Raw genomic sequence first — 19,100 nt, forward strand, 5'->3', positions numbered from 1 at the left:
CGACGGGCACTACCGCGACTCAGGAGCCGGCGGCCGCCCGTGACGCTGCAGGACGACGCCCGATGATGCGGTCCGTCAGTTCGCAGACGCCCCACCAGGTGACGCGGAGCATGGCTTCGACGACGATGCCGCTCGTCATCTTGGAGGCCCCGAGCGTCCGCTCGGTGAAGGTGATCGGCACTTCGACGATCCGCAGACCGGCGCGGTTCGCGTGCCAGAGCATGTCGACCTGGAAGCCGTAGCCGTGGCTGTGGACCTCGTCGAGCTGCAGCCGCCGCAGTGCGTCGGCGCTGAACACACGGTAGCCGCCGGTCACGTCGCGGGCGGGGAGCCGGAGCGCGAACCGGGCGTAGGCACTGCCGACCCGCGAGATGGCCTCGCGATGCTTGGGCCAGTTGACGACGGTGCCGCCCGGGACCCAGCGCGACCCGAGGACGACGTCCGCCTCCGCGGTGGCCGCGAGGAGTGCCGGCAACTGCTCGGGGGCATGGGATCCGTCGGCGTCCATCTCGACCACGTTGCCGAATCCGCGCCCGAGCGCCCAGGCGAAGCCGGCCTTGTAGGCGGCGCCGAGCCCTTCCTTGCCGGTGCGATGCAACACGTGCACCGCGTCGTCCTCGGCGGCGAGCCGGTCGGCGATCGCTCCGGTGCCGTCGGGTGAGTTGTCGTCGACCACGAGCACCTCGACGGATGGTGCGGCAACACGGACGCGCGCGACGATCCTCTCCAGGTTCTCGCGTTCGTTGTAGGTGGGAATGATGACCACCGTGGAATCCATGTGCCGTCCTCGTGTCTGCTCAGCCAGCGTAGCGCGCTGAACAGGACCGTATCGGCGGCCTCCGACCGGACGGCCGGACGCTCAGGAAACGGTCGGCGAACGTCCGGCTGGGGGTCAGTTGTTGCTGGCGAAGTGCGCCGGGATGAAGATGGCGAGCGCGATCATGAGGATGCCACCCATGAACCAGACGGCCTGCAGGACGTCCGTGCGGAACGCCTCGCCGAACGCCCACATGCCGCCGGCGAACAGGGCGAAGGCGATCACGACCCAGAACCCCGTCGCATCGCTCAGGGTGCCGGAGCGCCCTGCGTTGGCGCGTTCGTGGTCACGTCGTTCTCCGGCGTCCATGGGTGCCCTTCCTCAGGTTCAAGCGGTCAGTGCAGGTATACGCCGCCCCACTGGCACCCGCAACCCCTCGACACCGACCTCGGTCCCTGAGCCGCACCCGACCCCTGAGACCGAACCACCCCGGCCCCTGAGCTCGTCGAAGGGTTATCCGCGCAGCTCCAGCGTGCAGCACTTCACGCCGCCGCCGCCGAGGAGCAGCTCGGACAGGTCGACGCCGATCGGCGTGTAGCCTCGCTCGCGCAGTTGACGCTCGAACCCGACGGCCCGGGCGGCGATGACGACCTCACGACCGTTCGAGATTGAGTTGAGACCGAGGACGGCTGCGTCCTCGGTGCTCACGTGGATCGCGTCGGGGTAGCGCTGCTCGAGGATGCGGTTGCTCGCCTCGTCGAACGCGGTCGGCAGGTAGGCGATGTTCGCGGGTGAGCCGTCGGCGGGAGCCACCGGGTCGAGCACGGCGATCGCGGTGTCGAGGTGGTAGAAACTCGGGTTCACGAGGTTGAGGGTCACGACCTCGCGGTCGAAGATCCGACGCACCTCGTCGTGGCTGCGGGGATCGGTGCGGAAGCCGGTCCCGGCGAGGATGGTGTCGCCGACGAGCATGATGTCCCCCTCGCCCTCGTTCACGAACTCGGGGCGCTCGACGCGGAAGCCGTTCGCCTCGAACCAGTCCATGTAGGCCGGCCCCTCGGGGATGCGCTCCTCGTAGGTGAACTTCGCCCCGTAGGCGATACCGTCGAGCGTGAAGCCGCCGTTCGCCGCGAACACCATGTCCGGCAGGCCGTCGAGCGGGTCGATGAGCTCGATCCGGTGGCCGAGATCGAGGTAGGCCTGGTGCAGCTGTTCCCACTGCGACACCGCGAGTGAGGTGTCGGTCGGGTCGTCCGGGTTCATCCAGGGGTTGATCCGGTAGCTGACGGTGAAGCGGTCCGGCCGACACATGAGGTACCGGCGGCGGTTCGCGACGCGGGTGCCGGTCGTGGCGTCCTGCGTGGTGGGGGTGGGGTGGTTGAGCGTCGACGACACGTCGGCCTCCAAACGAGCGAGGGTCGGCGGACGAGGTCCAGGGGCCCGGGGGCACGCCACGTTCATCATTGCATGCGATTCGCAGCGTTTTCACGGAGTTTGGCGCAGGAATACTGCGAAGTGGCAGCTTTTCGCGCAATGATTGCGCTTACACTGAGTCCCATGGACAACCTCGACCGCGGCATCATCGACCTGCTCCGACAGAACTCACGCGCCGGCTACGGCGACATCGGCACGGTCGTGGGCTTGTCGGCCTCAGCGGTGAAGCGACGCGTCGACCGCCTCGTCGCCGACGGGGTCATCCAGTCGTTCACGATCCAGGTCGACCCCACGGTCGACGGCATGCAGACAGAAGCCTACGTCGAACTCTTCTGCCGCGGCACCGTGTCCCCCAACGAGCTGCTGCGGATCCTGTCGGGCGTCCCGGAGGTCGTCGACGCCGGCACCGTCACCGGGAGCGCCGACGCCATCGTGCACATGCGGGCCCGCAACATCCCAGCCCTCGAGGACGCCCTGGAGAAGGTGCGGATCGCGCCGAACGTCGACCACACCCGCAGCGCGATCGTCCTCACCCGCCTCATCCACCGCCACATCGACTGACCCCTCCCCGGCCCGCGAACTGTCACCAACGCACAGTGAGGCTCGTCCGAAGTCGCCATTCGTGACCGTTCGCGGGCAGGATGGGCGGATGGAGTGGACGATTCAGGCGGGGACCAGTGTGTTCGAGCAGCTGCGGACGCAGGTGATCGAGGCCGTCCGCGACGGACGACTGGCGACCGGGGCGAAGCTCCCGACGGTGCGCGGGCTGGCCGACGAGCTGGGGATCGCACCGAACACCGTCGCCAAGGCGTACCGGCTGCTCGAGACCGATGGGGTCATCGAGACCCGGGGGCGCGCGGGGACGTTCGTGTCAGCGCACGGCGACGCGATCGACCGGCAGGCGCAGCTGGCAGCGGCGGCCTACGCGGACCGCATCCGAGACCTCGGTGTCTCGCCGGAGGACGCCGTGGCGCTCGTGGAGGCCGCGCTCCGCGCCTGAGCCGCCGGGCTCAGATGACGCTCTGGGACCAGGGGTCGGGGTTGCCGAACCGGTGCGCCGTGATCGAGATCGCCTGTTCGCGGAGGAAGGGCAGCAGCTCCACCCGTCCGGCCTGCGTGACCGGTCCCGCCCAGATCGCGATCTCGGGGTCGCCGCCGAGCGCCTCTGCGAGTCGCTTCGCGAGCGGCTCAGGCTCGGAGGCCTCCGTTCCGGGTTCCGCTTCCGCGACCGTCTCGGGACGCGGACCGACGATCCGCACCCGGGTCGCGACCGGCGGCTCCTGGCCCAGCTCGCCCGTGTCGATCGACCCGCGGGCCGCCATCCGGGTCAGCCACTGCTCGTCGGTCTCCAGCGAGACGGGGATGCTCAGCTCGGACAACCAGTCGCGCACCTCGCGCGGCAGCCGCCCGCCGAGGCTGACGGTGAACCGCGACCGCGACCGCACCGCGGCGATGAGGACCCGCAGCGCATCGCCCAGGTCGGCCCCCGACGCGACGCGTACCGCGACCGGAACCGGCCGGTAGCGCAGGAGGTTCCGTTCCACGCCGAGCTGCGAGACGTCTTTCACCTCGCCGAACTCGTTCCCCCACGCGATCGCGTCACTGAGCGCCGACCGTCGCAGCACGTCGAAGGCTTCGTAGGTGAGCGACGGCTGGGCCGCCTCGATGAGCTTCACGATGCGGGTGTCGAGCCCGCGGAGGTGCAGGCTGCGGCTCGCCGATCCCGGATCCGGTCGCCACTCGCCGAGCCCGAACAGGTAGTTGGGGCCGCCGGCCTTCGTGCCGGTCCCGACCGACGAACGCTTCCACCCGCCGAAGGGCTGGCGCTGCACGATCGCACCGGTGATGCCCCGGTTGACGTACAGGTTGCCCGCCTCGACGGTGTCGAGCCACTCCCCGAGATCGACCGGGTCGAGGGTGTGCAGGCCCGCGGTCAGCCCGTAGGGGGTCGCGTTCTGCAGGGCGATCGCCTCGGTGAGGTTCGCGGCCTGCATAATGCCGAGGACCGGTCCGAAGTACTCGGTCACGTGGAAGGGCGAGCCCGGCTGGACACCGGTGCGCACCCCCGGCGACCAGAGGCGCTCGCTCGGCTGGCCGAAGTTGACCGAGGAGTCGTCGAGCAGTTTCGGCTCGACGAGCCACTTCTCGCCGAGGCGCAGCTCGGTCAACCCGGCGAGGAGCTTCTCCCCCGCAGGCTCGACGATCGGCCCCATCTGCGTCCGCGCATCGGACGGCCAGCCGACCCGGAGCGAGCGGACGGCGTCCTCGAGCTGTCGCAGGAAGCGGTCCGATCGTGCCACCGAACCGACGAGGATCACGAGCGACGCGGCCGAGCACTTCTGCCCGGCGTGCCCGAAGGCGCTCTTCACGATGTCGGCGACGGCGAGGTCGAGGTCGGCACTGGGCGTGACGATGATCGCGTTCTTCCCGCTCGTCTCCGCCAGCAGCGGCAGGTCGGCACGCCACCCACGGAACAACTGCGCCGTTTCGAAGGAGCCGGTCAGGATCACCCGGTCGACGGCCGGGTGGGACACGAGCCGACGTCCGAGGTCGCCCTCCGCCACATCGGCGAGCACGAGGAGGTCGCGCGGCACCCCGGCGTCCCACAGTGCCTCGACGATCACGGCTGCGCACCGCTTCGCCTGTGGAGCGGGCTTGATGATCACGCCGCTGCCGGCGGCGAGCGCCGCGAGGACGCCTCCGGCCGGGATGGCGACGGGGAAGTTCCAGGGCGGCGTCACGACCGTGAGCGCGGAGGGGACGAAGCTCGCGCCGTGCACACTCTCGAGCAGAGGCGCGTTGGCCGCGTAGTAGTGCGCGAAGTCGACGGCCTCGCTCACCTCGGGATCGGCCTCGGCGATCGTCTTGCCGGTCTCGCTCGCCATGACCTCGATGAGGTCCGCCCGACGGGAGGCGAGGACCCGAGCTGCAGCGTGCAGGACGGCGGCCCGTTCGGCGGCAGGGCGGGCTCCCCATCGCTCACCGGCGGCGTGGACCATCGTGATCGTGCGTTCGAGGACGCGTGGGTCGTCGATGGCCGCGGCCGCGACCGCTGCGCCACCGAGGGTCGACTGCGGGACGCGCGCCAGGATCGACGCTCCCCACGCCCGGTTCGCCGCGAGCGAGGGGTCGGTGTCGGCGGCGTTCTCGAAGCCCGGGGCGCCGTCGACGACACCACCGCGCTCCGAACGGGAGAAGACCGCCGTCTCGACGTACGCCGAGGACGGATCGGCGTGGAAGCGGTCCTCACCGCCGCTCGATCCGCGTTCCAGCCCGAGGACCTGCTGCGTGAGTCCGGCGTCCGGTGCCTGTGCGGGATCGCGGAAGCGGTCGTCCCCGTCGTTGTCGGGCAGCGGTGCCTCCGGGGCCTCCGCGGCGCGGTCCTGCGTCCGGTTGGGGGTCGGCACCTGCCCGGCGGTCTCTCCGAGGGCGTCGACCGACGCGAGGAACCGACGTCGCTCGCGTGCGAACAGGGTCGGCTTCTCGGCGAGCTCGAACACCGCCGACATGAAGTTCTCCTCGCTGGCGTTCTCCTCCAGACGGCGGACGAGGTAGGAGATCGCGACGTCGAACTCCTTCGGGTTCACGACGGGCGTGTACAGCAGCACCGTCCCGACGTCCCGCTTGATGGCCTCGACCTGACCGGTCGCCATCCCCAGCAGCATCTCGAAGTCCACACGCTCGCGAACACCGCGGTCGCCCGCGAGGAGCCACGCGTAGGCGATGTCGAAGAGGTTGTGCCCGGCGACCCCGACCCGCACGACGTCCGTGTGCGCCGGCGTGAGCGCCCAGTCGAGCACCCGCTTGTAGTTGGTGTCGGTCTCCCGCTTCGATCCGGTCGTCGCGAGCGGCCAACCGTGGATCGCCGCGTCGACCCGCTCCATCGCGAGGTTCGCGCCCTTCACCAGCCGCACCTTGATGGGCGCGCCACCGGCGGCCACGCGCTGCTTCGACCAGGCGGTGAGCTGCATCATCGCCTCGAGGGCGTCGGGCAGGTAGGCCTGGATGACGATGCCGGCCTGGTACTGCAGCAGCTGCGGCTGGTCGAGGAGTCGGGTGAAGACCGCGATGGTGAGGTCGAGGTCGCGGTACTCCTCCATGTCGAGGTTGATGAAGGTGCCGGTCGCGAGCCCCTCCTCGTAGAGCGGCACGAGGCGACGGACGATGCGGTCGATGACCTGCTCGAACGACCACATGGAGAGCTGGCTGGCGATCGACGAGACCTTGATGGACACGTAGTCGACGTCGGGGCGCTGCAGGAGCTCACGGGTGCCGGCGAGCCGTTTGGCCGCCTCACCCTCGCCGAGGACGGCCTCCCCGAGGAGGTTCAGGTTGAGTCGGGAACCGTCGGCGCGCAGCTTCGCGATCGCATTGCCGAGCTCACGAGGACGGCTGTCGACGATGAGGTGCCCGACCATGCCCCGGAGGACGCGGCGTGCGGCGGGGACGACGACCCAGGGCAGGACCGGGCCGACCAGACCGCCCGTGCGGACGGCGGCCTGCTCGTACCAGGGCAGGAACCGCGGCGTCCGACCGGCGAGGGCGGCGAGGGCGTTCCCGGCGACGAGCGGGTCCTCCGGGCGCATGACGCCGTCGACGAACCCGACGGTGAATTCGAGACCGTTGGGATCGCGCAGCACGCCGGCGAGCCGCTCGGCGGCGGGATCGGTCGGAGCTTCCGCCCCTTCGTCGACCCATTTCGACGCGAGGGCGATCGCACGATCCGCGAGTCCGACCGGTTCGGTGGGACCCTCGTTCGCAACGTTCGCCATGCTGCTCAGCCTATGCTCCGATCCGGTGATCCCAGCTGAGGCTCGCGAGTACACGCCTGGCGGCTGAGCACCCCGGTCGGTCACCGCCCTTCGACAAGCTCAGGGACCGGAGGGCCATGTCGCGGAGACCCCGCCCCGGCCGCCGCCCTTCGACAAGCTCAGGGACCGGTGCGCCACATCGCTGAGACCCCTCCCCGGTCACTGAGCCTGTCGAAGTGCGCCTGCGAATAGGGTGTGGTCATGCACTCCGTCGAGCAGTACGACGCCGTCATCGTCGGCGGCGGTCACAACGGCCTCACCGCCGCCGCCTACCTCGCACGCGCGGGCAAGCGCGTCCTCCTCCTCGAGCGCCTCGACCATACGGGTGGAGCAGCCGTCTCGGAACGTCCGTTCCCCGGCGTGGACGCACGCCTGTCCCGGTACTCGTACCTCGTCAGCCTGCTGCCCCAGCAGATCATCCACGAGCTCGGGCTCGACGTCCAGCTCGTCCGGCGCCGCTTCTCCTCGTACACGCCCGACCCCGCGAGCCCCGGTACGGGTCTCCTGATCGACAACCGTGACGACGACGCCACCGTCGCGTCGTTCGCGTCCATCGGGCATCCGGAGGACGCCGCGGGTGTCGCCGAACTGCACCGTCGGATCGGTCACCTGGCCTCGGTGCTCTGGCCGACGGTGCTCGAGCCGCTCCGCAGCCGTTCCGATGCGCGAGACGCGGCGATCGCCGCCGCCGCGGACCTCGGGGTACCGGCTGGGGAGGTCGCGTCGATCTGGTCGGCGGTGTTCGATGAGCCGATCGGCCGCGCCATCGAGGACGCCGCGCGTTCCGACCTCGTCCGCGGTGTCGTCTTCACGGATGCGCTCATCGGCACCTTCGCCCGCGCCGACGACCCGACCTTGCAGCAGAACATCTGCTTCCTCTACCACCTGATCGGCGGCGGGACGGGCGACTGGGATGTCCCGGTCGGCGGCATGGGCGCGGTCACGGACGCGCTGCGCCGCGCGGCCGAGGAGGCCGGTGCCGAGATCCGGACGCTCGCCGAGGTGACCTCCATCCAACCGGAGCACGGACTCGTCGCCTACGTGGACCTCGCCGCGGAGGCGGAGCTCGAGGCGACCGAACCGATGTCGACGCTGGACCGGTTCCGGCCTCGCCCCGGGGTCGTCGTCCGCGGCGAGTGGATCCTGTCGGGTGCGGCTCCGGCTGTGCTGGAGCGCCTCCTCGACCCGGCGGCGGAGCAACGGGCGGTCGCGGCCGCGTACGCCGCGTGGTCGGCAGCGCGGGGGACACCGGTGCAGTGGAGTGATGCCGACGCGATCCTCGGCACGGCGCCAGCGCCGGAGGACAGTGTCCCGCATCCCGAGGGCGCCCAGGTGAAGGTGAACCTGTTGCTGCGGAGGCTCCCCGAGCTCCTCGACCCGGCCGTCGATCCGTCGGCGGCGTTCGGCGGCACCTTCCACATCAACGAGGGCTGGGCCCAGCTGGAGCACGCCTACCTCGAGGCGGAGGCCGGCCGGATCCCCGACCCGCTACCCTGCGAGATCTACTGCCACACGCTGAGCGACCCCAGCATCCTGTCGCCGGAGCTGCAGGCCTCGGGGGCGCAGACGCTCACCGTGTTCGGGCTCCATGTGCCGCATCGGCTCGCGGTCGCTGCGGACGCGATCCCCGGCGGCCACGACGCCTTCCGTGACGCGCTGCAGGCCGCGGTACTGCGATCGTTGGACTCGGTGATCGCGGAACCCATCGAGGACCTGCTGCTGCTCGACGCCGAGGGGCGGCCCTGCATCGAGACGCGGACGACGCTCGACCTCGAGCGCTCGCTGGCGATGCCGGGCGGGAACATCTTCCACGGCCCGCTGTCGTGGCCGTTCCTGGAGGACGACGCCCCACGGACGACAGCGGCCGAGCGGTGGGGCGTCGCGACGGCGCACTCGCGCGTCCTGCTCTGCGGCGCCGGGGCCCGACGCGGTGGCGCGGTCAGCGGACTCGGCGGGCACAACGCCGCGATGGCCGTCCTGGACGCCTGACCTGCACGCCGCAGAACGCGTCGCCGCGCTCAGTGGTGGCGGTGGTCCTGGATGGTGATCTTCGGGCCACGACGTGGCTTGTGGATGCCACTCCGGCCGATGAGCCGTAGCACCCGCTGCCGGTGACCAGCCCAAGGAGCGAGCAGCTCGAGCATGCCGTCGTCGTCCACGGGTGAGCCGGTGAGCGCCTGACCCACCGAGGCCGCGAGGTGGTAGTCGCCGACACTCACGGCGTCGGGATCGCCGTGAGCTCGGAGCGTCACCTCGGCGGCCGTCCACACGCCGATGCCCGGCAGGCTCTGGAGGCGCCGCGACGCGTCGTCGGGGTGCTCGTCGATCGTCCGCTCGATCGCGGAGGCGAGCCGTGACGACCGCACGACCGTCTCCGACCGCTGCGGCCCGACACCCGCCGTATGCCACTCCCAGCTCGGGATCATCCGCCAGGTCTCGGCAGACGGCGCGACGACCATGCCCTCCGGGGCTGGACCAGGGGCGGCATCACCGTGCCGACGCACGAGCAACCGCCACGCACGCCACGCTTCGAGGGCGGTCACCTTCTGCTCGAGGATCGACGGCACGAGCATCTCGAACACGAGCCGGTTGCGGCTCAACCGCAGTCCCGGGTTCCGCCGGGACACCTCGGTGAGCAGCGGGCTCCGGCTTACGTCGAGTTCCGACCAGTCATCGTCCCGACCGAGCAGCTCCGGCACGCCGGCGATCATCCACTCGGCTCCCGGACCCCAGGCGGCCGCCTCGACCTCGCCGTCGCGGACCGTCGAGACGTACAGGGTCGCGCCGCCCTGTGGGGTGCGTGCCGTCAGCCAGATTCCGCCAGGCGTGCGGCGGTAGCAGGGGCCGTCGCCGCCCCGGGCGATGAGGCGCAGGGTGCTGTGGACGTCGAGTGGACCGCTCGGGCGGTACACCGTCCGCATCGGCTCCGCCTCGCGCGGCACCGGTCCGGTCGGCTGCAACGCGGCCTCGACGGACGACAGCGATGGAGCGGCGAACGATGCGGAGGCGGACATGGTGGTCACCCTACGTGGTGACCACCGACATCCGGCGACGCCGACGACGGCCGAGGATCGCGAAGACGCCCCGACCGCCGCCGATCCGCTATCGCACCAGGCGGAAGTCATACCCGGCCTGATCGATGAACGTTCCGTTCACGCGTTGCTCGACGCGTCCGCCCTGGTAGCGGCCTGGGAGGTAGTCCCGACTCCATTCGACGGTCCACGAGCCCGAGGAATCGGCCTTCGTCGTCCCGAGTCGGGTGCCCCAGGCTCCGATGATCTCGATGTCGGCCAGCGGTGTCGCCGTGCCGGTGAACACGGGCCGCGTACCGGTGAGGGTGTCGCCGATCCTCGGCGACGTCACCCTGAGCGGCGCTGCGACCGTGAAGTCGTACGCGCTGCGGTGCGTCTCGACACCGCCGACGATCTGTCGGACGGTGCCACCGGCGTACCGGGCGGGGAGCAGCGACTTGTTCCAGGTGATCGTCCAACGCCCACTCGCCGCCACGGCCTCGATGGTGCCGACGAGATCGCCCCAGGCGCTCCAGATCTCGAGCCTCGCGCCAGGCTGTGCCGTGCCGCTGAACTCGGGCACGGACGAACCGATGACGCCACCGGTCGCGGGCGATTCCAGGACGAGCGGGGCGACGACGGCGCGGGCTGCCACGGTGAAGTCGTACGGCGCGCGAGACTGCTCGACGCCGTCGATCTCCTGGCGCACGGAGCCACCGCTGTACCGACCCGGGGTCAGGCTCTTGTTGATCGGTGCCGCCCAACGATGGTCGTCTCCGACCTCGGCTGCAGCGATCTCCGTACCCCAGGCACCGATCACCCGGATGGTCGCGCCCGGCTCTCCACGACCGCTGAACACCGGGTCTGCGGTCTCGACGGTCTCCCCGATGGCGGGCGAGAGCAGGGTGACGTCCTCGACCGGGCCCGGCTCGGGCGTGGGCTCCCGATAGGTGAACCGGAGCGGTGCCGTGGTGCGCTGCTCCCCGAAGACCTGCGTCGCGGTCGCGGTGTACGCGCGCGGCTCGAGCGTCCGGAGTGACTGCTGACTCCAGGCGCCGGTGTCATCCACCTCGACATCGACCAGTGTCACACCCGTCGCGTCCTCGAGGACGGTCACCCGCGCGCCCGGTTCTCCGAGACCGGAGAACACCGGACGCGGATCGTCCACCGTGGCGTCGAGTGCGGGCGTTCTGACCGTCACCGCTGTGACGACGAGGTAGGTCAGCGACCAGTTCGCGGTCGAGTCGTCAGAGCGTTGACGAACGGTGCCGGACTGCGCTCCGGGCGCGAGATCGCGGGTCGGAACGGCAGACCAGGTGCCCTCTGCGGTGACGGTCGCCGCGGCGATTGGTCCGCCGGAGGAGTCGAGGACCTCGACGACCGCATCGGGCGTGCCTCGCCCGCTGAACATGGGACGTGGCTCCCGGACGACGGAACCGGGCGTCGGCGCTTCGAGGGTGACCGGGGTGGCGACGGGGACGGGATCGAGTCCCTCCGGGGTGACCCGGTCGGCATCCACGACCGAGCCGAACCCGCCCACGGCCAGCCTGCCGTCGAACTGACGGAGGAAGCCACCTGCTCCGCCGTTCGAGACGAGGCCGTATCCGCTGACACGGTCGTTCGCGAACTCCTCCCAGCCCCATTGCTGCGCGGTCGAGCCGGTGCAGACCGCCGGGTACACGTACTTGTAGGCCTGCGACGGATCAGGCTGGAGGCACCTCGTGACGCCTCCGACCGTGGTCGTGACCGGACCGGACGCATCCACCGACGGGAACGTCCAGCGGCCGGATGCGGCGAGCGCCTGGTCGAGCGTGGCGTGCAGCGTCACTCTGGCCGGGTTCAGGACGTCCGTCGAGCCACCGACCGCGAAGAAGGCGTCCGAGCCGGAGGGGAACGCCTGGCCGACGAACCTGCCCTCGACCGAGGACACCGCCGGGGTCGTGTCAGGCGCCGGCCCGGCGGCTCGGGCGGCCGGACCGGTGAGCAGACTCACCGTCATGCCGAGCAGACTCACGATGGCGATGGGGATGGGGAGTTTCATGGGCGATGGGCGACCTTTCGCAAGGGTGCGCCCGAGACGACCCGAGGGAGGGCCGTCCGGACGCACCGGCGGAGCGTTCGCGAACGAACGCGGTCAGCCTACAAGTATTCCAGTTGCTTAATCCAGTATGTCGACCGACTCTTCCGGTTCACCAGTCGCTCGGTGCCGGTGCCTTCGTAGGCGGCAGGGCGACATCCCTCGCCCACTGCGCCTGCCACGCGGGGAGCTCTGCTGGAGCCGGGCCGGTGAGCTCGAGGAGTTCCGCGAGCGGGACCACGCCGCCCGACCGCTTCAGGAAGCGCCCTCGGACGAGGGCCTGCGTGTAGATCTCGCCGCCGACGACGACGCGGTGTTCGATGAACACGCCCTTGTCGTCATAGCCCGTCACCCGGGTCTCGACGGTGAAGCGCTGCCAGGGCTGCAGCGACTTCCGGAACGTGATGCTCTCACTCGACACCACCGGGTACCAGCCCAGCTGCTTGAAGCGATCCCAGAGTCCGTTCCGGATCAGGAGGTCGAACCGGCCGAGGTCGAAGATCGACAGGTACACACCGTTGTTCATGTGGCCGAGGACGTCGAGATCGGTCGGCAGCACGCGCAGCCGGATCCGACCGACGTCCCAGGTGTCGAGGCGCTCGCCGCGGCGGGCTCGACGGCGGGACTGCAGGAACATGGCGATGGTGCGGAAGATGAGGTGCACGGATGCGACCGTATCCCGCCGGGGCGGCGTCGTGCACCACGGTTGTCTCGACTCGACAACACCCGGGTCCTGGGACGCCTGGTGACGTGTGGCGTCCGACACACCTGGGCCGGATCGCGAACGGTCAGTCAGCGCCGACGGTGTTGCCCTCCCCGCTGTCGGTGACCACCGGGGCCGACGAGGTCGCGACCTTGTTGCCGTTGGCTCCCTCGACGAACGTGACGTTGTCGACGGTCGAGACGTTCACGAGCGTGATGGAGCTGTTGAACGAGAGGTTCACGACGGCTCCCGTCACGGTCACGATGCTGTTGGAGGCCTCCACGACGACGTTCTCACAGTCGCCGTCGATGGTCACGTTCGAGCTGTCGTCGACGATGGTCGCCGTGCCGTCGACGCACTCACCCGTGACGTCGGGGATCGTGTACTCGGAACCGGTGGTGGAATCGGCGGCGACCGTCGGTGACGCGCTCGTCGTCGACGTCGCACCCGCGTCGGTGCATCCGGTGAGGGCGATGACGGCGAGGCCCGCGGCGGCGAGGAGGGTGGGTTGCTTGGACATGGGTGCTCCTTCGGAGGCTCGGTAGGGGAGGCAAGAGCCGCCGGCCCGGTGCAGCGACACCGGGCCGGCGGCCCCAAGGTCAGCTCACTGGGTGAGGGTGAAGTCGTACCCGGACGAGGCGATGACCTTGCCGCCGACGGTCTCGGTCACGGTGCCGCCGAAGTACCGCGCCGGGAGATAGTCACGCGGCCAGGTGATGGTCCACTCCCCGGTCCGTGGGTCGGCGATCGCGGAGCCGAGGTCGGTGCCCCACGCGCCCGTGATCCGCACCCGCGCCCCCGGGTTCGCCGTACCGGTGAACACCGGCCTGGTGCCGGTGAGGGTGTCGCCGACTCTCGGCGAGGTGACGACGAGTCGGGGCTGGACGATCGTGAAGTCGTAGACGAAGGTGTGCGTCGGTACCCCGTCCACGAACTGCTTCACGGTGCCTCCGGCATACCGGCTCGGCAAAAGGCTCTTGTTCCATGTGATCGACCACGCACCGCTCGCGTCGACCCGCTCCACTGAGCCGAGGACGTCGCCCCACGCGCCACGGATCTCGATGCGCGACCCCGGCTCGCCGGTCCCACTGAACACGGGGGTCGTCTCACTGATCGTCTCGCCGCGCCTCGGCGACTCGACCACCAAGGGGGCGATCGGCTCGTCCGGCGCCCGGACGATGTTCGCCGTGAAGTCGGCGATCGTGATGCGGGAGGAACCGTAGGTGACCTTGCCGCCCGTGGCCTCGCCGACGGGAGCGTCGTCGTTCGCCCGCAGCGTGAACCTCAGCGTGGTCGCGCCGACCGGCAAGACACCCCCGATGCCCAACGCGTCGAGTGTGAAGGCCGGGTGGTCGACCGCAGTGATCCGCGTGTTCGCCGGGTGGTAGACGTCGATGCGCTGACCACCGGCATCGGCGTTGAACGTCGCCTCCACCTCCACGGACTGACCGGGGGCGAGCGTCGGCGTGGGGATCGAGGCGCCGGGCGCGAGCGGCGCCGGGACCGTGAAGTCGAAACGCACCTGGACATCCGACCCGGTTCCGCTCTGGCTCGCGGTTCCCGTGTAGCGGCCGGGCTCGAGCCGGATCGACGGAACCGACCAGGACGTCGAGTCCAGGGGGACGCTCGTGCTCGCGAGCAAGACCTGGGCGTCGGTGCGGATCGAGACGGACGATCCGGGCTGCCCGATACCGCTGAACGTGGGGTTCGGTGTGTCCACCGTGGCACCGATCGACGGGCTACGCAGTTCGAACGGCTCGATCGGGGCCAGCTGCGACTCCACGACGACGTCGGTGAGCGCGTCCATCGTGAGCTCGACGAAGGTGTCGGTGTCGGTCCCGCCCAAGGAGTACGGACTCGACACCGGGTACAGGGCGTAGCCGGAGACCCACTTGTTCGAGACGTACCGCCACTCGAAGTCCTGCGACGGGGAACCGGTGCACGTCCGGGCTGCGACGAGCGCCCGGGAGCCGTCGCCCGCGGGCGTCAGGCAGAGCGCCGAAGAGGCTCCCGTGCCGGTGATCGGCCCGGCCGCACCGACGGCAGGGAGGGAATACGTCCCCGCGAGCGACGCTGCTCCGCCCACCGAGGACGAGTACAGCCGCTGGACGTTCCGACCCGACTCCGGCGCGGAGAGCCCGACGTACGCCGAGGATCCGGTGGAACGGTTCTGCAGGACGAGCTTGCCGATCACCCTCGACGTGCCTGCCGAAGGGGCCACGGCGCCCGACGCACCGGGGACGTCCCCGGTGCCGAACGCGTCACCGGGTGCGTCGTCGTGCTCCTGTGGGTCCGCGATGGACCCGACGGGCGGAGCGGCGGACGCCGGGACCGGGAGTCCCACCGCGGTGAGCAGGATGGTCGCAGCGACCACGGCCGAGAGTGTGGATCGCAGGAGCAGGGAGCGCGGAGCACGAATCAGAGCAGTCACGAGGACCGAGGCTACTCATCTGGAATATCGCCGTGGGGGCTGCCGCCGAATCTGTGGAGAACTCGTCCTCAGTCGGTCGGCACGTGCCGCTCGTCTGGCCCGACGTACTCGGACAGCGGACGGATGAGCGCGTTCGACGCCAGCTGCTCGGCGATGTGCGCCGTCCACCCGACGATCCGAGCGGCGACGAACAGCGGCGTGAACGTGGCCGTGTCGAACCCGATCAGGTTGTACGCCGGGCCCGAGGGGTAGTCGAGGTTCGGCTTGATGTTCTTCCGCGCGACCATGTCCGCTTCGAGCGTCGTGTACAGCTCGAGGATCTCGGGCTTGCCGTAGTGCTCCGCGAGCCGCTCGAGCGCCTTGAGCATCGTCGGCACGCGCGAGTCGCCGTTCTTGTAGACCCGGTGTCCGAAGCCCATGATCTTGCGCTTCTCGGCGAGCGCCGCGTCGAGCCAGGCGCTGGCCTGGTCAGCCGTCCCGATCTCGTCGAAGACGTGCATGACGGCCTCGTTCGCCCCACCGTGCAGGGCGCCCTTGAGCGCGCCGATCGCACCGGTGACCGCCGAGTACAGGTCGCTGAGGGTCGAGGTGATGACCCGGGCGGTGAACGTCGACGCGTTGAAGGAGTGCTCCGCGTAGAGGATCATCGAGACGTCGAACGCCTCGACGACGACCGGATCGGCCTCTTCGCCGAAGGTCATGAAGAGGAAGTTCGCGCTGTAGCCGAGGTCGTCGCGCGGCGGGACGAGCTCGAGGCCGCGGCGGCGGCGCTGGTCGTAGGCGACGATCGCGGGCAGCTTCGCGTACAGGCTCGCGGCCTTCACCGCGTTGGTCTCGGCGGTGTTGGTCTCGGCGGCCGGGTCGTTCGCGCCGATCACGCTGACGGCCGTGCGGAGGGCGTCCATCGGGTGGCTCGTCGTCGGGAGGAGGTCGATGGCCGCCTTGACGTTGTCGTCGAGCGCGCGCTGGCCCCGCTCCAACGCAGTGAACTCCGCGAGTTCGGCGTCCCTGGGCAGTTCGCCGTTCCAGAGCAGGTACGCGACCTGCTCGAAGCTGCAGTGCTCGGCGAGCTCCTGGACCGGATACCCGCGGTAGAGCAGCGAGTTCGTCTCCGGGTTCACCTTCGAGACGCTCGTCACGTCGACGACGACGCCGGCGAGACCCTTCTTGATGTCGCTGGTCGCTTCGGTCATGCGTTGCTCCTTTGCGTACTGCCTGCGCGCGTCCTACGCGCGTCGGTCGAGCTTGGCACCCGGCTCGCCCCTCGACAAGCTCGGGGAGCGGAGACCCAGGTGGTGTTCACCGGTGAGGGGACGCCTACCGGTCGATGGTGAAGTTGAAGACCGAAGTGTCGAAGCGGTTGTAGCCCTCGTAGTCGATCAGTTCGTAGAGGTCGGCACGGTGCTGCATCTCACCGAGCTTGCTCGTGAGCGAGCCCTCGTCGTTCAGCGTGTCGAGCGCACGACCCGCGGCGCCCATCGCGATGCGGAGGAGCGACACCGGCCAGATGACGAGGTTCACGCCCACATCGGCGAGCTGCTGACTCGTGAACAGCTCGCTCTTGCCGAACTCCGTCATGTTGGCGAGGATCGGCACGTCGACCGCGTCGCGGACGGCGGCGAACTCCTCGAGCGACCGCATCGCCTCGGGGAAGATCGCGTCGGCTCCGGCGTCGACGAGCTGCTTGGCCCGGTCGATCGCGGCGTCGAGCCCGTCGACGGCGGCGATGTCGGTGCGCGCCATGATGAGCAGGTTCGCATCGCGCCGGGCGTCGACGGCGGCACGGATCCGGCCGAGCGCGGTGGAGGTGTCGACGACCTGCTTGCCGTCGAGGTGGCCGCAGCGCTTCGGGTTGACCTGGTCCTCGATGTGGAGCCCGGCGAGCCCGGCGTCCTCGATCTCCTGGACGGTGCGCGCGACGTTCATCGGCTCCCCGAATCCGGTGTCGGCGTCGACGATCGCGGGCAGCTCGGTCATCCGGGCGATCTGCTTGGCGCGACCGGCGACCTCGGTGAGGGTCGTCAGTCCGATGTCGGGCAGCCCGAGGTCGGCGGAGAGCACCGCGCCGGAGATGTAGACGCCGTCGAAGCCCTTCTGCTCGATGAGCCTCGCCGAGAGCGGGTTGAACGCGCCCGGGAAGCGCAGCAGCTCACCGGTGGCGAGTCGCTCGCGGAACAGCCGGCGCTTCTCTGCAGGCGTGGTCTCGCTGTACAGCATCAGCACAGTCCCTTCTGGAGGTCGGCCGGCATCAGAACAGGCCGGTCGGGTGGGGTGCCGAGGCGAGGACCCCGGAGGCGGCCTGGATGCTCAGCTGCTTGACCTCGTCGGCGTCGAGCTCTGGGAGACGTTCGGCGAGCGCGAGGAAACGCTCGATCTCCTCCGCGTCGAGGACGTCGGCGGCGAGCGTGCGGAACTTGTGCACGTAGTCGGCGCGCGCGAACGGCCGGGCGCCGAGCGGGTGGGCGTCGGCGACGGCGATCTCGTCGACGATGGTCGACCCGTCCGTGAGCGTGATCTCGATGCGCCCGCCGAACGCCTGTTCCGCCGGGTCCAGCGAGTGGTAGCGGCGCGTCCACTCAGCGTCCTCCGCCGTCGAGATCCGGTGCCACAGCTCGACGGTGTCGGCGCGGGTGGCGCGCTCGGGACGGTAGGAGTCGACGTGGTGCCACGCGCCGTCCTGCAGCGCCACCGCGACGATGTAGGGGATGGAGTGGTCGAGCGTCTCGCGCGACGCCGTCGGGTCGTACTTCTGCGGGTCGTTCGCGCCGGAGCCGATGACGTAGTGCGTGTGGTGCGAGGTGTGGAGGACGATGCGGTCCACGGCTCCGGGGGCGAGGACTTCCGGGTGCTCGTGGTGCAGCTTGCGGGCGAGGTCGATCCACGCCTGCGCCTGGTACTCCGCCGAGTGCTCCTTCGTGAAGGAGTCGAGGATTGCGAGCTTCGGCTCACCGGCGCCGGGCAACGGGACGTCGTACGAGGCGTCGGGGCCGTCGAGCAGCCAGGCGACCACGCCGTCCTCGCCCTCGTAGATCGGCGACGGGCTGGTCTCGCCGCGCATCGCCCGGTCGACGGCCTCGACCGCCATCTTGCCGGCGAACGCGGGAGCGTGCGCCTTCCAGGTGGAGATCTCGCCCTTGCGCGACTGGCGGGTGGCCGTCGTGGTGTGGAGTGCCTGGCCGATCGCCTGGTGGATGGTGGCCTGATCGAGGCCGAGCATCGTGCCGATGCCGGCCGCGGCGCTCGGGCCGAGGTGTGCGACGTGGTCGATCTTGTGTCGGTGCAGGCTGATCGCCTTCGCGAGGTCGATCTGGATCTCGTAGCCGGTCGCGATCCCGCGGACGAGGTCGGCGCCCGTGCAGCCGACGTGCTGCGCCACCGCGACGATGGGCGGGATGTTGTCGCCCGGGTGCGAGTACTCGGCGGCGAGGAAGGTGTCGTGGAAGTCGAGCTCGCGCACGGCGACGCCGTTGGCCCAGGCCGCCCATTCCGGGGAGACGCGGCGGGCGAGGTCGGGCCCGAACACCGTGGCACCGTCGCCGCCGGTGCTGACGGGGTGGCTGAGCGCCTGGGCGCGAGCCGAGGAGACGGGCCGGCGCGTGAGCGAGGCGGCTGCGACGGCGGCGTTGTCGATCACCCGGTTGATGATCATGTCGACGACCTCGGGCGTCACCTCCACCGGATCGGTCGCGACGCGGGCGAGCTGCCAGGCGAGCTGTCCTTCGCGGGCGAGGTTCTCGTCACTGCGGTGGACGCGCAAGTGGTGCTGGATCACGGGTGTTCCTTTCGGGTGCGGCCCGTCCGAGTGTGCTGCGGGGCGTCGCGTCCTCCAGCCTACGCCCGCGGGTCCGTGGCGCCGCAGCAGGAGAACCGCCCGGG

At 70.3% G+C, this 19,100-nt stretch carries 15 protein-coding genes; 3 read left to right on the plus strand and 12 right to left on the minus strand.

From position 1 onward, the window contains the following. Window positions 1-19 precede the first annotated feature (19 nt). The 3 genes from ACQ3HE_RS16580 to ddaH all read right to left on the minus strand — a co-directional run bounded on the left by ACQ3HE_RS16580 (window position 20) and on the right by ddaH (window position 2,152). Window positions 20-778: a polyprenol monophosphomannose synthase gene (locus ACQ3HE_RS16580; RefSeq protein WP_138945531.1), complete on the minus strand. Its 759-nt coding sequence runs from the start codon at window positions 776-778 to the stop codon at window positions 20-22. Window positions 779-892: 114 nt separating this feature from the next. Next, window positions 893-1,126 carry a hypothetical protein gene (locus ACQ3HE_RS16585; RefSeq protein ID WP_079706387.1) on the minus strand — a complete coding sequence of 78 codons (234 nt, stop codon included), beginning with the start codon at window positions 1,124-1,126 and terminating at the stop codon, window positions 893-895. A gap of 144 nt (window positions 1,127-1,270) precedes the next feature. Continuing rightward, on the minus strand, window positions 1,271-2,152 hold the full coding sequence (ddaH, locus tag ACQ3HE_RS16590) for a dimethylargininase (RefSeq protein WP_371416527.1): 882 nt from the start codon (window positions 2,150-2,152) through the stop codon (window positions 1,271-1,273). Window positions 2,153-2,314: 162 nt separating this feature from the next. Between ddaH and ACQ3HE_RS16595 the strand changes: the two genes are divergently transcribed. Both ACQ3HE_RS16595 and ACQ3HE_RS16600 read left to right on the plus strand, forming a co-directional pair. Then, on the plus strand, window positions 2,315-2,752 hold the full coding sequence (locus ACQ3HE_RS16595; RefSeq protein ID WP_079706386.1) for an Lrp/AsnC family transcriptional regulator: 438 nt from the start codon (window positions 2,315-2,317) through the stop codon (window positions 2,750-2,752). A gap of 88 nt (window positions 2,753-2,840) precedes the next feature. Then, window positions 2,841-3,191, plus strand: a complete 351-nt coding sequence (locus tag ACQ3HE_RS16600) for a GntR family transcriptional regulator (protein WP_079003587.1) — start codon at window positions 2,841-2,843, stop codon at window positions 3,189-3,191. A 10-nt stretch (window positions 3,192-3,201) separates the two neighbouring features. Here the strand turns inward: ACQ3HE_RS16600 and ACQ3HE_RS16605 are convergent, their stop codons facing one another. Next, window positions 3,202-6,963, minus strand: a complete 3,762-nt coding sequence (locus ACQ3HE_RS16605) for a proline dehydrogenase family protein (RefSeq protein ID WP_430893514.1) — start codon at window positions 6,961-6,963, stop codon at window positions 3,202-3,204. A gap of 240 nt (window positions 6,964-7,203) precedes the next feature. Here ACQ3HE_RS16605 and ACQ3HE_RS16610 point away from each other — a divergent pair, with 240 nt between their 5' ends. Further along, complete coding sequence (locus tag ACQ3HE_RS16610) at window positions 7,204-8,991, plus strand: phytoene desaturase family protein (protein WP_430893515.1); 1,788 nt, start codon at window positions 7,204-7,206, stop codon at window positions 8,989-8,991. Between the two features lie 29 nt (window positions 8,992-9,020). Here ACQ3HE_RS16610 and ACQ3HE_RS16615 read toward each other — a convergent pair whose 3' ends face one another. The 8 genes from ACQ3HE_RS16615 to ACQ3HE_RS16650 all read right to left on the minus strand — a co-directional run bounded on the left by ACQ3HE_RS16615 (window position 9,021) and on the right by ACQ3HE_RS16650 (window position 18,996). Then, window positions 9,021-10,016, minus strand: a complete 996-nt coding sequence (locus ACQ3HE_RS16615) for a DNA-3-methyladenine glycosylase family protein (RefSeq protein WP_430893516.1) — start codon at window positions 10,014-10,016, stop codon at window positions 9,021-9,023. Window positions 10,017-10,104: 88 nt separating this feature from the next. Then, the gene (locus tag ACQ3HE_RS16620; RefSeq protein ID WP_430893517.1) at window positions 10,105-12,054 is read right to left on the minus strand and encodes a hypothetical protein; all 1,950 of its coding nucleotides are present in this window, start codon (window positions 12,052-12,054) and stop codon (window positions 10,105-10,107) included. A 148-nt stretch (window positions 12,055-12,202) separates the two neighbouring features. Next, on the minus strand, window positions 12,203-12,754 hold the full coding sequence (locus tag ACQ3HE_RS16625) for an acyl-CoA thioesterase (RefSeq protein WP_430893518.1): 552 nt from the start codon (window positions 12,752-12,754) through the stop codon (window positions 12,203-12,205). Between the two features lie 124 nt (window positions 12,755-12,878). Further along, entirely contained in the window at window positions 12,879-13,313 is a 435-nt protein-coding gene (locus tag ACQ3HE_RS16630; RefSeq protein ID WP_430893519.1) for a hypothetical protein, read from the minus strand. A gap of 84 nt (window positions 13,314-13,397) precedes the next feature. Further along, entirely contained in the window at window positions 13,398-15,224 is a 1,827-nt protein-coding gene (locus ACQ3HE_RS16635) for an Ig-like domain-containing protein (protein ID WP_430893520.1), read from the minus strand. A gap of 68 nt (window positions 15,225-15,292) precedes the next feature. Beyond that, window positions 15,293-16,417: a bifunctional 2-methylcitrate synthase/citrate synthase gene (locus tag ACQ3HE_RS16640; protein WP_430893521.1), complete on the minus strand. Its 1,125-nt coding sequence runs from the start codon at window positions 16,415-16,417 to the stop codon at window positions 15,293-15,295. Window positions 16,418-16,541: 124 nt separating this feature from the next. After that, the gene (prpB, locus tag ACQ3HE_RS16645) at window positions 16,542-17,441 is read right to left on the minus strand and encodes a methylisocitrate lyase (RefSeq protein WP_064294892.1); all 900 of its coding nucleotides are present in this window, start codon (window positions 17,439-17,441) and stop codon (window positions 16,542-16,544) included. Between the two features lie 31 nt (window positions 17,442-17,472). Further along, window positions 17,473-18,996: an MmgE/PrpD family protein gene (locus ACQ3HE_RS16650; RefSeq protein ID WP_430893522.1), complete on the minus strand. Its 1,524-nt coding sequence runs from the start codon at window positions 18,994-18,996 to the stop codon at window positions 17,473-17,475. Window positions 18,997-19,100 lie beyond the last annotated feature (104 nt).

The organism is Plantibacter auratus, from assembly GCF_050587365.1.
GTDB lineage: Bacteria > Actinomycetota > Actinomycetes > Actinomycetales > Microbacteriaceae > Plantibacter > Plantibacter auratus.